This window comes from Roseivirga sp. UBA838 (genome assembly GCF_002296035.1).
Taxonomy (GTDB): Bacteria; Bacteroidota; Bacteroidia; order Cytophagales; family Cyclobacteriaceae; genus Roseivirga; species Roseivirga thermotolerans.
The window spans coordinates 3,537-17,503 of the sequence record NZ_DBHC01000017.1; the positions used below are offsets into that span (position 1 = coordinate 3,537).

The 13,967-nt window shown below is 43.2% G+C and carries 14 protein-coding genes; 6 read left to right on the forward strand and 8 right to left on the reverse strand.

Translation table 11 applies throughout. The annotated features are described in order from the left end of the window. Nucleotides 1-323: 323 nt before the first annotated feature. The 3 genes from B3O12_RS05775 to B3O12_RS05785 form a co-directional block, all read right to left on the reverse strand. Nucleotides 324-1,976: a hypothetical protein gene (locus B3O12_RS05775; RefSeq protein ID WP_286755615.1), complete on the reverse strand. Its 1,653-nt coding sequence runs from the start codon at nucleotides 1,974-1,976 to the stop codon at nucleotides 324-326. 365 nt (nucleotides 1,977-2,341) lie between these two features. Then, entirely contained in the window at nucleotides 2,342-2,977 is a 636-nt protein-coding gene (locus B3O12_RS05780; RefSeq protein ID WP_286755616.1) for a peroxiredoxin, read from the reverse strand. Nucleotides 2,978-3,222: 245 nt separating this feature from the next. Then, the gene (locus tag B3O12_RS05785) at nucleotides 3,223-3,603 is read right to left on the reverse strand and encodes a GtrA family protein (RefSeq protein ID WP_189630580.1); all 381 of its coding nucleotides are present in this window, start codon (nucleotides 3,601-3,603) and stop codon (nucleotides 3,223-3,225) included. 85 nt (nucleotides 3,604-3,688) lie between these two features. Here B3O12_RS05785 and B3O12_RS05790 point away from each other — a divergent pair, with 85 nt between their 5' ends. After that, the gene (locus tag B3O12_RS05790; RefSeq protein ID WP_286755617.1) at nucleotides 3,689-5,395 is read left to right on the forward strand and encodes an ArnT family glycosyltransferase; all 1,707 of its coding nucleotides are present in this window, start codon (nucleotides 3,689-3,691) and stop codon (nucleotides 5,393-5,395) included. Between the two features lie 78 nt (nucleotides 5,396-5,473). On the opposite strand, the gene B3O12_RS05795 is transcribed toward B3O12_RS05790, so the two are convergent. From B3O12_RS05795 to B3O12_RS05815, 5 genes are read right to left on the reverse strand one after another with little or no spacing between them, the layout of a single operon-like run. After that, a complete protein-coding gene (locus B3O12_RS05795; protein WP_286747176.1) occupies nucleotides 5,474-5,848 on the reverse strand; it encodes an SdpI family protein in 375 nt (124 codons plus the stop codon). After that, nucleotides 5,848-6,060 (reverse strand): zinc ribbon domain-containing protein, encoded by a 213-nt coding sequence (locus B3O12_RS05800; protein WP_286755619.1) that lies wholly within the window; start codon nucleotides 6,058-6,060, stop codon nucleotides 5,848-5,850. The genes B3O12_RS05795 and B3O12_RS05800 overlap by 1 nt, the downstream gene beginning before the upstream one ends. Further along, a complete protein-coding gene (locus B3O12_RS05805; RefSeq protein WP_189630584.1) occupies nucleotides 6,060-6,221 on the reverse strand; it encodes an Arc family DNA-binding protein in 162 nt (53 codons plus the stop codon). Before B3O12_RS05805 ends, B3O12_RS05800 begins: the two co-directional genes overlap by 1 nt. Nucleotides 6,222-6,224: 3 nt before the next feature. Beyond that, entirely contained in the window at nucleotides 6,225-6,368 is a 144-nt protein-coding gene (locus B3O12_RS05810; RefSeq protein WP_189630585.1) for a hypothetical protein, read from the reverse strand. A 4-nt stretch (nucleotides 6,369-6,372) separates the two neighbouring features. Beyond that, nucleotides 6,373-7,224 (reverse strand): SPFH domain-containing protein, encoded by an 852-nt coding sequence (locus tag B3O12_RS05815; RefSeq protein WP_189630586.1) that lies wholly within the window; start codon nucleotides 7,222-7,224, stop codon nucleotides 6,373-6,375. Between the two features lie 129 nt (nucleotides 7,225-7,353). Between B3O12_RS05815 and B3O12_RS05820 the strand changes: the two genes are divergently transcribed. From B3O12_RS05820 to B3O12_RS05840, 5 genes are all read left to right on the forward strand, one after another. After that, nucleotides 7,354-8,460 (forward strand): alanine racemase, encoded by a 1,107-nt coding sequence (locus B3O12_RS05820; protein ID WP_286755621.1) that lies wholly within the window; start codon nucleotides 7,354-7,356, stop codon nucleotides 8,458-8,460. Between the two features lie 75 nt (nucleotides 8,461-8,535). Beyond that, nucleotides 8,536-10,950: an ABC transporter permease gene (locus B3O12_RS05825; RefSeq protein ID WP_286755622.1), complete on the forward strand. Its 2,415-nt coding sequence runs from the start codon at nucleotides 8,536-8,538 to the stop codon at nucleotides 10,948-10,950. A gap of 169 nt (nucleotides 10,951-11,119) precedes the next feature. Continuing rightward, a complete protein-coding gene (locus B3O12_RS05830; protein WP_189630589.1) occupies nucleotides 11,120-12,121 on the forward strand; it encodes an endonuclease/exonuclease/phosphatase family protein in 1,002 nt (333 codons plus the stop codon). A gap of 22 nt (nucleotides 12,122-12,143) precedes the next feature. After that, nucleotides 12,144-12,338 carry a PspC domain-containing protein gene (locus B3O12_RS05835; protein WP_189630590.1) on the forward strand — a complete coding sequence of 65 codons (195 nt, stop codon included), beginning with the start codon at nucleotides 12,144-12,146 and terminating at the stop codon, nucleotides 12,336-12,338. Nucleotides 12,339-12,350: 12 nt separating this feature from the next. Continuing rightward, complete coding sequence (locus B3O12_RS05840) at nucleotides 12,351-13,967, forward strand: hypothetical protein (protein WP_189630591.1); 1,617 nt, start codon at nucleotides 12,351-12,353, stop codon at nucleotides 13,965-13,967.

The window sequence follows — 13,967 nt, forward strand, 5'->3', positions numbered from 1 at the left end:
ACCCTGAGCAAAGCGAAGGGCCTGTCAAGTACCTATGCCACCTGAACATTCCCTAAATAGGTCCAATGCTCTTGCTTTAACCGCAGCATTGCAGCACCCTGAGTGTCTCCTGAAAGGGGCACTGAGCACCAGCCTATAGCACATCAGAGTCCTCTAGCGAGAGACTCTGATGGAGGTTAGAGAATTAGGTTAATTGGAAGGGTTCAAGGTTCAATGTTTAAAGTTTAAGGTATTGACAAACTGGATCTTAAGGTTTTATCCTGAGGGAGTTTATAAGCGTAAAAGGCGAGATAAACGACCTCTTTTTTTGTATCGGTCTGATATTAACTTTGCTTTGTAAGCGTTAGAGATGGCTGCATAAAATCGGCTTTGTAAAATGTAGGAGCAATTTGTACAACAGGGCAATTTGATGAACCATTATTGTTGCTATAGCCAATCGCAATATTGGTTATTATGCCATTGTCATTATTTACAGTGGTTCCTTCTAAACTAAACTTTCCTGCGGGGCTTAGTGCTGTAAAATAGCTAAGAGGAAAGCCTTCTTTGTCTCCAGCAGGTTGAATATAGTCTCCATTATTAAGGAGAGAAACGGTATAGCTTTGGTCTGCAGCTAGGGTTTCTCCAAGGTCTATTTCTCCAAACTGAACGGAAACCACCATATCATACTCTCCTGGTGATTTAGTACTGGCCAAAACTTCGAGTTTGAAACCGGTAACAACTCTCAGGTGGTTATTAGAGGTGGTGGTCGGAGGAGTAGGGAAGTCGCATTGAAAGGTGGTCACATCGAGATAATCTACAGGTACCCATACATTAGTTACATCTCCAGAAAGTTTATAAAACCAGTCCTGGGGATTATCTAAATCGGCACTTGTAGGAAATGGGTTTGCATCGGGTACAACTTTCTTTTTTTGATCGAGTGTCGCTGTTGTTCCTTGCAAGGCATAAATAGGAGTAAAGCTGTTAATGCTCTGTGATTGCACTCCATGATCAGTGTAATAGTCGGGCATAAAGAAGTTAATCGAGGTAAAAAACCTGTTATTACCCAGGCTTATGCCCTTTCCCCAAAAAAAAGTCCTAGAAACTATGCCGCTGCTGGTTTGCATTTCCGAAACTACCGCAGGTAGGGGGTACTGGTCTGTACTTAGCGCGGCCTTAAACATTTGCTCGGCAGGGCTTAGTGGAACGGTACCATTCTGAAAAGATTGTTCCAGGTAGGCATTGAATACTTCTGGTAGTTTGGTCCATGTTGGGGTACTTGATACAGCCCCAGTTGCAGGCACATGTCCAAAAAGGTCCTTGACATGAAGTGCCCCGTACGTTATACCTTTATTCGGAAGGTCTGCAGTCTTTATCAAATGAAGTATCGCTTCGTAAACAAAATTGAGCGCTGCGATGGTTTCATAGATATGCATTACAAGTTTTGTCATGGATTCCCATCGAAGGTTTGAGCCCAGCGCTCCTGAAAAATTACCTTTATGAGCATACTTCAAGACCTTATCAAATACTTTAAATCCATTCGATTCAGATAGTGTTCCAGCATTTAAAGCATTATGTATTCTCAAAAAAGCCAACTGAATTTTGTCTAGTGCTCCAGAGCTTGTTTCATTGCCATAGGCCCAGTGAGTGAATGTACAGTCAGGGCCACTAAATGGACTAATAGTAGGATCAATGCTGTGGGCTAGATTCTTCTTTTTTTTACCGGCCTGACGCAGAATATCTAAGGCTTCTTTGACCTGCCCTTTGGCTGTATTTAGAGCATCTTCGAGGGTTTTTAGATCTGCCTTGTATTCTTGTTGTAAGGCGAGGTCAATCATTGTTTTCAATTCCTGGATAATAGCATTGTCTTCGGAATAACGATCTATGCTATGCTTTCCACCGTCTATAGCGTGAATCAGAGAGTCGAGATCGCTGCCGGCAGTAAAGATTTTGCTAAAGTCATCAGCAAGCTCTACAATATTGGAAAAGTTGAGACTCATTATTTCAAGTAATTTGGTTGAGGAGAAAGTTGAGGAAAAAAGTAGATGTAAAAAACCGTAGTAATACCTGATTTTTAGCTACGCAAAATCGGGTTCAATACTAAGTGGTCAATTTTGAGGATTAAAAAAGTATAACAGAGTCTAGGTGTTTGTATAAGTTACATGGCTGGGCCCTTCCCTACATACGTGTTGGGAGTTAAGCTGTTTTAACGATACAAAGGCAGTCTCAGAAACCAAATAATCAACGACTTTGGATATTTTGGAGGTAACCGCTCGCCATTTTAATTAAATGAAGACCAGTAGATAAATACCTGGTGTATAGCCAATGATTTATTGAAATAGAGACCGCCTCGCTACTTAATCTGCTACTTATTCGGCTGAGGAGTGGTTCTGAGGTATGGTTTAATTACCTTATGACCTTTGGGAAATTTGGCTGGAATATCTTCCGTTGCAATGGCGGGCGAAACCACTACATCATCTCCCTCTTTCCAATCGGCCGGTGTAGCTACGCTATAGTTGGCCGTAAGCTGTAAGGAATCGATTACCCGCAGAATTTCTTGGAAATTGCGTCCGGTAGAGGCCGGGTAAGTGAGTGTGAGCTTCACTTTTTTATCCGGGCCAATCACAAAAACCGACCGAACGGTTAGGGTATCGTTGGCATTCGGATGAATCATATCATACAAGGTTGCCACTTTTCTGTCTTCATCGGCTATTATCGGAAAGTTCACCGTAGTGTTTTGCGTTTCGTTTATGTCTTGCACCCAGCCTTTGTGCGACTCAAGTCCGTCTACCGAAACGGCCAGCACCTTTACATTTCGCTTTTCAAACTCGCTTTTCAATTGAGCTGTGCGTCCTAATTCGGTAGTGCATACCGGAGTATAGTCTGCAGGGTGCGAGAATAATAAACCCCAGCTATCTCCCAACCATTCATGAAAATTAATTGGCCCCTCAGTGGTTTGAGCACTAAAATCAGGGGCAATGTCACCTAGTCTAATTGCCATAATTTTTAGTTTTAAGTTTAGTTGTGAACGTAGTGTTGAATACAAAGTTCAAAAAGTCTATAGAAATTATAGGGTTATTTAGAAAAAACTTAGATGACTCCTTACTATTGGGCAAAAGTGACCATAATTTTCCACTACAGGCAGAACGCTCTCAGCACCTGAGTAGTCGTTGATGAACGGGGGCAATGAAGACAACGATAAGAAGGCTTCTTGTCTAATACTCATTGAGTAAGCTCATGTATACCTTACATGAAAGTGAAGTTGTAGTTGGCTATGAAATTCCAGACTACCACTACGGCAATGGCAATAAGCTTGGCCCAGTAGAAATTAAGTCCCTTTTTATTGATGAGCAGATAAATGATGAGAGTATTAATACCCAGGCCAATAATGGCAAACCCCAGATATTTGGAGTATTGCAGCCATTCCTCGGGGTTGGAGTCGTGAAATGTCCAGGTTTTGTTAAGAAAAAAATTGAAGGTGGCGGCAAGCAGAAAGCCAAGTCCGTTGGCTACATACTTGTTCACCTTTATTTTTTCTTTTCCCAGATATGTTATTCCATAATCTATGCCCATTCCGGTGAGTCCAACCAGGCAAAATCTGATGAATTTGATGATTACTTCAGTCATTGATTTGTTGTGGGCGAAACCACAAATATGCAGAACATTTAAGTTTCTTGAAAAGGCTTACTTTTGTGCTTTCTAATTTCCTTAGATGACTACTAGCACCTTATCTCGAAGTACGGACACTAAGCCGGTTTTCGCGGTTTTTCTGATTATATGGTTTATTGTTGGGCTTATTCAAAACTACTTTACTGAGGTGAGCGGAGAGGAAGCCTATTACTGGTTGTTCTCTCAATATCTTGACTGGGGCTATCTGGATCATCCTCCAATGGTTGGTGTTTTAAGCTATATGGGCTACACCCTCATTCCAAATGCCCTGGGGTTAAGGCTCTGGTTTTTAATCGCTAACATGCTCACTTTGGTGGTTATTCGTAAAACCTTGGCTAAGAAAGACGATCCGTTGTTTGTTTGGATTGCCCTTTCGGCTGTGGCTGTCCATGCGGGTGCTTTTTTGGTAAAAACAGATGTGCCCTTAATTCTGTTCGAAGCATTATTTCTGTATTTCTACAAACAGTATTTGGAAGACGACAACTGGAAGGTTTCGGTGTTGTTGGCGTTATCTATTGCTCTTATTATGCTGAGCAAACACCATGGTTTCCTGATTGTCATTTTCACGGTGCTTTCTAACCTTAAGTTGGTTCTGCGTAAATCTTTCTGGCTGGTGGTGTTGGCCACTGTGGTATTTATGATACCCCACACCATTTGGCAGTTTAATCACGATTTTGCCACCATCAAGTTCCATTTGTACAACCGAATAGACATGGGCTTTAGTTGGGAATCGCTGGCTTATTATGTCGGTATTCAACCGGTAGTATTTGGCCCGTTTTGTGGAGTTTTACTCATTGCAGGGGCTTTCTTGAACAGGCATAGTTCCGATTTTAACCGGGCCCTTCGCTTTTGCCTGGTGGGAGTATTCGTCTTCTTCTTTATTTCCACTCTCAAGGTAGAGTTTCATAAACATTGGACGAGCATAATGATGATGCCGCTGGTGCTTCTGGCTCATGAGTACATAGCCGATCATGAACGCATGAGACAATGGATGAAGCGTATTGCGGTGGCTACTCTAGTGCTGATTGTACCCTTAAGAATATATCTGATGTATGATTTCCTGCCCAAATCGTGGACTGAAGGGTGGGACGTGTTGCATAATTGGGATACCTGGGCCGAAGAGGTGAACGAGCTGAGCAACGGCCTGCCTATTATGTTCAACAATCACTACGAGAGAGCCTCTCGTTACGCCTACCTTACCGGAGACATTGTGCACTGTTATAACACCTTTGATTACCGGGAAACCCAGCACGACCTTTTACCATTAGAGGAGCAGCTGCAAGGAAAAACAGTGTTTCAGATAAACCGTTATCGCGATACGGTAAACTACAAAGACTATTACACGCAAATTGGGAAGGGCATACATTATCGGGTGGTAGAAAACTTCAGGAGTTTTAGAAAGGTAGCTGTAGAACTGATTGATGAGGAGCAAGTAAATGACCTTAAGAAAGGAAATGTGATGGTAACCTTGCGACTAACCAACCACTATGATTATGCAGTCAATTTTAGCGATGCAGGTGAGCGTAGAGTTGTACTCAATGCCCATTATTTAAAGGGCTTGCAGCCCGTAGGAATACAGGAGTTGAAAGAACTGAGTGGAGAAATAGCTCCGGGAGAAAGCAGGGAGGTGTCAGTATTACTACAGCAGCCGCAGTTGGGAGAGGGTAAGCACCACCTTCGCTTTTCAATACAAGTTGAGGGTATAGAGCCTCCCATTAACTCCAAAAAATATGAGCTGGAAATGGACTAAACTCCACCGCATTATGCCGGCTTTAGCTCAAACACTCTTGCCCGAACCAAGGTGGAGTTTTTTTAATGTAAGGCAACACTAGAACCGGTCGGCATCCAGGTCTTTAGGCATTCCGTCTTTGTCGAACCGGTTATGGAGCTTACTTTCCGTAATGGCAATAACCATAAGAAAGCCCAGGGTCATCACTCCGGAAGCAATGAGTATTTGCGCTTCCAGGCTGCTTATTACAAAGTATAGCACAATTTGAATGGCTACGGTAATAATACCTGCCCAAAGTATGGCCTTGGCACTGAACTGATTGGCAAACTCCCAGGTATGTTGGGTTTTCATAGAAAATGGTGTACGATAACCTACCCAACGGTTGGGCGACTCCACATTTACGAACTGCATAAGCACTCCCGGCAGCAGGGCCGAGAAGGCAATAATGGCATGGATAAGCAGGGCTTGGGTCATTAGGTTGTAATTAGGTCTAACAAGTTACTTAATGTACCGGCTTTGTTCATTTTATAAAATTCTGTATAGCCGCAGCGAGTACAGTTTATAGCGGCAAACTTTCGGTTTTGAATATCGAAAAAACGGCTCAATCCGCTGCCTGTCATCGCAACAGTATCCGTTTCGAACGATCTGTTCCTACACTTGGGACAGGTCCAGTTTTTGTGTTCCATTAGTCTTTCTTTTTAGGTAGTCTCGAAGCTTCCTTCAAGGCTTTGTTTATAATCCATTCCATTTGTCCGTTTGTACTACGAAATTCATCGGCCGCCCATTTTTCAACAGCGGCCAGAATTTCAGGATCCATCCTGAGCACAAAAGGTTTCTTCTTGGCCATAACTTAGTATTTCTCTTTGCCCAAAACCAGGTAAAAGTCGCCCATAGAAGTAACTACCCGCCAGCCAGACATGGCCAACTCGTTCAACCTCTTTTCGAATTTCTCCAGCTTTTCAAATGGGCCTTTCTGTAAAATTTTATACTGCATAATTCTAATGGTTTAAGGTTCCGGCATTTACCACAGGAGTAGCCGATTTGTCGGAGCAAAGTACAACCATAAGATTACTCACCATAGAGGCCTTTTTCTCCTCGTCTAAATCTACTATCTGTTTTTTATTCAGCTCTTCCAAAGCAGACTCAACCATGCCCACAGCACCTTCTACAATTTTATAACGGGCGGCTACTATGGCCGTAGCCTGTTGTCTTTGTAGCATAGCACTGGCAATTTCTTCGGCATAGGCCAAATAACCAATACGCGCTTCAATTACTCGTATACCGGCAATGGCCAAACGCTCAGCCAGCTCTCCTTCAAGGTCGTGGTTTACTTCTTCCATGCCCGAGCGGAGCGTTATTTCGCCTTCATCTTCAAAGTTGTCATAGGCATAAGTGTTGGCTAGCTTTCGCACGGCCGCATCGGTTTGTACCCTCACAAAGTGAGTGTAATCGTTCACCTCGAAAGCTGCTTTATAGGTTTCTTCAACCTGCCAAACCAAAATAACGCTAATGAGAATGGGGTTACCCAGTTTGTCGTTCACCTTTACCCGTTCGCTATCAAAGTTGTGTGCACGAAGCGAAACCTTCTTTTTGGAGTAAAATGGGTTCACCCAGAAAAAACCATTCTTCTTAACCGTTCCTCTATAGTCTCCGAAAAAAACCAATACTCTGGATTGATTGGGTTGCACTACAAAAAAACCGGGCAACAGAAACAAGAAGAGGATAAACAGAAGAGCAAATAGCGGGTTTTGGGTAACAATTAGTGCGGCTATTGTTCCGGCCAGGAGAATGAAAGCAAAGGCAAGCATGCCAAAGCCGGATTTAGGCTGATAGGGTTTTTCGTTTTTCATGTCTTCAAATTTAATATGATATTAAAATGATATCAAAAGATAATCATAAAAACGTGACCTTTAGAAAAAAGGTTGAGTTCTGTGGCCAATTTTTTTTAATGCCTGTCATTATCCTCGTAATTTTCAGTCATGGAACTGAATATAACCCGACCTACTCTACTGCTCGATGAGGCCAAAATGCTGGCCAATTTGGATCGCATGCTTCAAAAAGCCCAAAGAACCGGAACAGAGCTGGTGCCTCACTTCAAGACCCACCAGTCAAGAGAAATTGCGGGGCTGTTTAGGGCAAGGGGAGTAGATCGGATTAGCGTGTCTTCAGTGAAAATGGCAGAGTACTTCGTCCAGAATGGTTGGAAAGATATTACCGTGGCTTTCCCTTTAAACCCACTGGAGGTTGATGCTTTAAATGTGCTTTTAGAACAAGGGGTGAAGCTGACTGTATTGGTGGCAGACCCTGCGGTTATTCAGCATGTTGCCGGCCGATTCAAGCAAACGGTAAATGTGCTTGTGGAAGTAGATGCCGGTTATGGCAGGTCTGGACTAAAAGCCACTCGTGTAGATTTATTTGAACAGGTACTCAAAGCACTGACCAATGATGAGAGCCTGAGATTCTATGGCCTGTATTGCCACCCGGGTAATACCTACCAGGCCAATAGTATTGATGATATCAGGCAAATTTGGAAGGAGAGTATCGAAAAGCTTCTGGAACTAAAAAATACCCTTGGTTTGTCAGAGTGTGTTATCAGAATGGGAGATACCCCCGGTTGTACGGTGGTCGAAGATATGCAGGGCGTGGATGAAATGGGTCCCGGTAACTTTATTTTTTATGATCTGGTAATGAATTACCTGAACGTTTGTGATGAGACCGACATTGCCGTGGCAGTGGCTTGTCCTGTGGTGGCCAAGTATGCCGATAGAAATCAGATAGTGGTGCATGGAGGTGCGGTTCATTTTTCTAAAGACCATTTGTTCGATGCCAACGAGCAGAAATTTTTTGGGGAGATGGTTATTCTTCAGGAGCGAGGATGGTCTTCCATTATTCCGGAGGCCCGTTTAACTTCTCTTTCTCAGGAGCACGGAGTATTGTCGGTAGATGACGAAACTTTTGAGGCCATAGAAATTGGTGATGTGCTTGGCTTTCTGCCTATACACTCATGCCTCACTGCCAATTTGCTTAAGTCTTACCTGACCTTAGATGGCAAAAGGTATGAGCATATGGAAACTGTAATGAGCTAATGCAACTTCTGTGTGGTTTGAGTCGTCTTACGCGCAAGTGGCGCAAGCCACTGGTCAAAACTCAAACCAACAATAATGTTATACAACTACATCAAAACTGCCTTCCGGAGTATTTGGAAGGATAAATTCTTTTCTGTTCTCAATATTTCGGGGCTGGCTATAGGCATAGCGTGTTGCATGCTCATTGTTACTTATGTTCAGTACGAATTGAGCTATGACAGGCACTTCCCTAATCACGAAAACATTTACCGGGTAGTTATTGAGGGCTCTTTCAATGGCAGAGACTTTACGGGCTCGCAAAGTCCGGCTCCCACCGGTGCTACTTTCAGAGACCAGATACCCGGAGTAGAAGAAAGGCTACGGCTTAGAAACACCGGCAATTGGATTGTGAAATACAACGATAAGGTTTTTAATGAAAACCGCTTTGTGTTTGCCGATGAAACGTTCTTTGAGGTATTCCGGGTGCCATTGCTCAAAGGTGTTCCGGGGGAGGTGCTCACCAAGAAAAACCACCTGGCCATGAGTGCTACTACTGCCCGTAAGTATTTTGGCGATGAAGACCCGATTGGTAAAACGGTGCGCCTAGATAACGACTCCGATTGGGTAGTTGCCGGAGTCTATGAAGATATTCCTTCCAATAGCCACTTTCGTTTCAATGTAATTTTGTCATTCATTACCAGAGAAAGTGACTACAACAACCAGCAATGGCTCAATCAAAACTATGATACTTATCTGGTAATGCAACCCAACGCCAATGTAGAGCAAGTGCAAAAGCAGATGAACGAAATTGCTATTGAGAAGATGGGGGCAGAGTTTAAACAGTATCTGGATATGACTTTCGAGCAATTCGAAGCAGCCGGTAACCGATTTCATTATTTTCTTCAGCCCATAGCCGATATTCACCTGTTGTCTGATGGTTACGGAGGTTTTGAACCTGAGTCTGACATAACCTATGTCTATATATTCTCGGCCATAGCGGTTTTTATATTGGTTATTGCCTGCATCAACTTTATGAATTTATCGACCGCCCGAAGTGCCAACAGGGCCAAAGAGGTTGGTGTTCGTAAGGTACTTGGTTCTGTTAAAGGTCAGTTGGTGACACAATTTATCTCCGAGTCGGTGCTTATCACCTTTATCAGCGGACTGATTGGCCTTGGATTGGCTGTTCTCTTGCTTCCATTTTTCAACAACTTTGCCGGGCGCGAAATGAGTCTCGATTTTGTGGCCAATCTGCCGTTGGTTTTTGCCGGTTCAGTGGTGGTGGGCTTTTTGGCCGGATTGTATCCTGCGTTTTTTCTTTCAGCATTTAGCCCTGTAAAAGTATTGAAGGGCAACCTGAGTATGGGTATGAAAAGTGGTGGCTTGCGCAAAGCCCTCGTTACCTTTCAATTCTTTATATCCATTCTGCTCATTATAGGTACATTCAGTATTCTCAATCAGCTGCAGTACATTCAAAACAAAAAACTGGGATTTGAGAAAGAAAAGGTGTTGTTGGTCCATAATACTTACTTATTGGGCGATGGTGTGGAAGCATACAAAAACGAGCTTTTGGCCAATGCCAATGTGGAGGCAGTGAGTTCTACCTGGTATTTGCCCACTTCGAGCAACAGATCTAGTACGGTGTTTTTTCCTGATGGCATTATCGACCAGGATAGGGGGCAGGTATCGCAAAACTGGTATGTAGACCATAACTATCAAAAAGTGTTTGGTTTAGAGCTAGTGAAGGGCCGTTTCTTCGACCGTGATATTCCCACCGATAGTACAGCCATGGTAATAAATGAGAAAGCAGCCGAAATTTATGGTATTAAAGACCTGGAAAATGCGGTGATTGGCGATTTCAATGATGATGGTTCGGCCCTTGACCGATACAAGGTAATAGGTATTGTAAAAGACTTTCATTTTGAATCGCTCAAAACAGAGATTGGCCCCTTGGTTATGCGACTCAACGGCCAAAATGGCTACTTGGGCGTTCGACTCAATGCTGGCAATTTTCAGCAGGTAATTAGCGATGCCCGATCGGCCTGGGACCAGATGGCTACCGACCAGCCTTTTGAATACAGTTTTCTAGACGATCGCTTTGGAAATATGTATGAAACAGAAAGCCGTTTAGGCGATATATTTACCTCTTTTGCCGTACTGGCTGTGCTTATTGCCTGTCTTGGTCTTTTTGGTTTGGCTGCATTTACCGCACAACAAAAAACCAAAGAAGTGGGCATTAGAAAAGTACTGGGAGCCACTTTGCCCCAACTCATGTATTTAATGTCTAAAGAAGTTACGGTACTCATCCTTATTTCTTTTGTGGTGGCCTCGGCAGTCGGGTGGTATGGGGTAGACTTGTGGATGCAGTCTTTTGCCTACAGACCGCCCATTAGCGTTTCCGTGTTTTTGTTGGCCGGAGCTTGTGCACTGGTAATTGCTCTGCTCACCATGAGTTATCAGTCTATCAAAGTGGCTACCGGCAATCCGGTACGTGCTTTGCGAAATGAATAAATAACGAAAGGAGAAAAGCCTTCCGCCAGAAAATACCTGAAAATCTTTTCTAAGGAATGGTCGTGAATATCAATCGGTTGAGATTGAACTTGCGACCATTCCTGTTTTTTGTGGTTTATGTTACAAGAAAATCGTTTTAAAATTGTTAGAATAGTGATTTGAGTGGTCAATGAAATCTCTCTTTAAGTTACCGCAGGTTCTTTGGATTTTCTTCACACTGGTGGTCTACTCCAGCGTACTCATATCTCCTCTGTTTTTTAAGTACTCAGGTATTGTGTCTTTTGGTGTGCCATTGGTGCTACTGCTCAACTTCTTATTACTCATTGCCTCACTTTTCTTTAAATGGAAGTCGGGTTTCATAGCCCTGGTACTACTCATAGTTGGCTACCCTTTTCTGCAGGTGAGTTTTAGTTTTGGAGGAAGGGAAGAGTCTACGTCAAAGTCTGTTTCAATAATGAACTACAATGTGAAATGGTTTGTAGACGCGAAAAAGGATAACTATGAGGAGGTAATCGACTGGATGGATAAAGTGGATGTAGACATTATGTGTTTTCAGGAGTTCTACCCACTCAAAAATATATCCCCTCGAATTGCCCAAAAAGGATATCGCGCCTCGTTGCACAAAGACCAGTTTCATGTAGCTATCTATTCCAGGTACCCCATTATTAACGAAGGGTTGGTTTTTCCTTTAGACGAGTTGAATAATGCACGGTTTGCCGATATTAAAATTGGAAAAGACACCCTCAGGGTCTATAGTGTTCATCTGGAGTCTATGGGTATTAATCCCGATAAAATTCAGAACCCTGAAGGCATTAAGCTGGAATACGAAAACGTGAAAAACCGATTTATTACGGCTTCGGCCAGGCGAACACGTCAGATCAAAGAGTTGCTGGCTCATGCAGCTTCAGGACCTCGAAAACATATTTTTGCCGGAGACTTCAACGATGTGCCCTTTAGCTACAATTACTTTCAGTTTAAGAAAAAGTATAAAAATGCTTTTGAAGAAGCCGGTAGGGGCATGGGAGTTACTTACAACGGAAAACTCCCATTTCTTCGAATCGATAATCAATTCTATTCCCAGGGCATAAAAGCGTTGGAGCTCAAAACCGTCAATGATGTTTATTATTCCGATCACTTTCCCTTAATCGGAATTTATGATATAACTCCTTAAATTGTTGGCTAATACTATTTTTATGGCTGGCAACAACAAATTATACCGTTCTCAAGACAAGAAGATTATTGCAGGAGTTTGTGCAGGGTTGGCAGAGTATTTAGGTTGGGAGGTCTCTATGACCCGACTGGCCTATGTTCTGATCTCAATTTTTAGCGCTGCTTTTCCCGGAGTAATTGTCTATCTGGTACTGTGGGTTGTAATGCCTGAGAAATAATCAACCCGTGGTATGAAAAAATTATTGACTGTTTGCTTTGCTGCTCTGGCTGCATTTATGCTCGCCTGCAATGTGCAGTATTTTGAAGATGCCGAATTTGGCGATATCGTGTTCGACCCCTCCATTGCTGTTGTGTTTGGCGAACTAAACTATACGGTAAGCGATTTATTTGAGGAACTGAACGATGCTACAGCAGGAGTAACCACCAATGCTGAAAATGTGGTTACCATAGTCTATTCCGAGCAGTTACAGTCGCAAAGTGCCGAAGAGTTTTTGCAGGTACAAGATCAGACCTTTGGCTCGTCTCTTCCGGCCGGAACAAGTATTAGTAATCCACCGGCCACAACCACCATAACCATTTCTGAAACCTACGAGTTTGATTTGAGTCAGAGAGGCAATGAGGCTTACGACAGTATATTTTTTAAGGGTGGACTTTTTGAGTTTACGGTAGAGTCCGACTTTAACGCTAATATAGATTTTGAGGCTACCTTTCAGTCCTTAGAGAGTAATGGAACCCCGCTGGTTATGAGCGGCAGGCTCACCGCATCCAATAATACGTTTACCGATACCGAAAGTCTGGCCAACTATGCAGGCTACTTTCATCGCGACAAAGATGGCAATACTACTTCCAATAAATTTTTGGTTAACCTGACATACGACATTGAAGTAACCCCTTCCAGTTCCATTGCCGCTGCCGATCGTATTGAGTTTAACGTGGGCATGACCAACACCAGCTTTGAACGGGTATATGGTTTCATCGACTCTCAGGAGCTCGAAGTGAGCTTTGAGATTGTGAGTTTCGATTTCTTCGATCAGTTTGGCGATGGTACCATTCAGTTTGCCGATCCGCGGGTGTCTTTTGTATTCGACAATAGTTTTGGCTTCCCGCTGGGGGTAGATTTTCAACAGATTGCAGCCATTACCAAAACCGGTCAAATCATTAATCTGAGTGGCGATGTAATTAACCAACTGAATGTGGTAGCCAGACCTTCTTTGGCAAATGAAGGAGCCACAAGAACCACACAGATAGATCTGACACCTGAAAACTCAAACATTGATGAGCTGCTAAATGCGCGCCCCAAACGAGTAATTGTAGACGTTCAGGCCGCATCGAACCCCAACGGCATACCCTTCCAATACAACTTTGTAAACGATCAAAGTGTGTTGAATGTAGGGGTAGATATTGAAATTCCGCTTCACTTGAGCCTTGATGAACTTAGAGCGGAAGAGAGCATGCCATTTACCAGCCCTGAAGATATAGATAAGGCCAAACGCTTACTGCTGAGGCTCATTGCAGACAATGAACTGCCCATGGGAGGACTGGTAGAGATCCAGTTTCTGAACGATCAGGGAGGAATAGTCTACACTATTGATGAGCAACCTGTTTTTGAAGCCGCTCCGCTTGGAACAAACGGCAGAACAACCTCATCCGTACGCACCATTGCCGATATCGAAATGGAAAGCGAAGATATTCAGGCCATTAAAGAAGCCACACGGATCAATCTGGTAGTTAAGCTTTCGACTACCGAGGTTGGGCAAGGGGCCAATGTGAAGTTTTTCGATGATTATCAGTTAAAGTTTACCATTGCTGGTCAACTGGATGTAGAACTAAACACTAACGGTAACTAA

Bases quoted from the DNA above. Each gene is read 5' to 3' on its own strand.
- B3O12_RS05775 (WP_286755615.1), bottom strand. From the start codon at position 1,976: ATGAGTCTCAACTTTTCCAATATTGTAGAGCTTGCTGATGACTTTAGC.
- B3O12_RS05780 (WP_286755616.1), bottom strand. From the start codon at position 2,977: ATGGCAATTAGACTAGGTGACATTGCCCCTGATTTTAGTGCTCAAACC.
- B3O12_RS05785 (WP_189630580.1), bottom strand. From the start codon at position 3,603: ATGACTGAAGTAATCATCAAATTCATCAGATTTTGCCTGGTTGGACTC.
- B3O12_RS05790 (WP_286755617.1), top strand. From the start codon at position 3,689: ATGACTACTAGCACCTTATCTCGAAGTACGGACACTAAGCCGGTTTTC.
- B3O12_RS05795 (WP_286747176.1), bottom strand. From the start codon at position 5,848: ATGACCCAAGCCCTGCTTATCCATGCCATTATTGCCTTCTCGGCCCTG.
- B3O12_RS05800 (WP_286755619.1), bottom strand. From the start codon at position 6,060: ATGGAACACAAAAACTGGACCTGTCCCAAGTGTAGGAACAGATCGTTC.
- B3O12_RS05805 (WP_189630584.1), bottom strand. From the start codon at position 6,221: ATGGCCAAGAAGAAACCTTTTGTGCTCAGGATGGATCCTGAAATTCTG.
- B3O12_RS05810 (WP_189630585.1), bottom strand. From the start codon at position 6,368: ATGCAGTATAAAATTTTACAGAAAGGCCCATTTGAAAAGCTGGAGAAA.
- B3O12_RS05815 (WP_189630586.1), bottom strand. From the start codon at position 7,224: ATGAAAAACGAAAAACCCTATCAGCCTAAATCCGGCTTTGGCATGCTT.
- B3O12_RS05820 (WP_286755621.1), top strand. From the start codon at position 7,354: ATGGAACTGAATATAACCCGACCTACTCTACTGCTCGATGAGGCCAAA.
- B3O12_RS05825 (WP_286755622.1), top strand. From the start codon at position 8,536: ATGTTATACAACTACATCAAAACTGCCTTCCGGAGTATTTGGAAGGAT.
- B3O12_RS05830 (WP_189630589.1), top strand. From the start codon at position 11,120: ATGAAATCTCTCTTTAAGTTACCGCAGGTTCTTTGGATTTTCTTCACA.
- B3O12_RS05835 (WP_189630590.1), top strand. From the start codon at position 12,144: ATGGCTGGCAACAACAAATTATACCGTTCTCAAGACAAGAAGATTATT.
- B3O12_RS05840 (WP_189630591.1), top strand. From the start codon at position 12,351: ATGAAAAAATTATTGACTGTTTGCTTTGCTGCTCTGGCTGCATTTATG.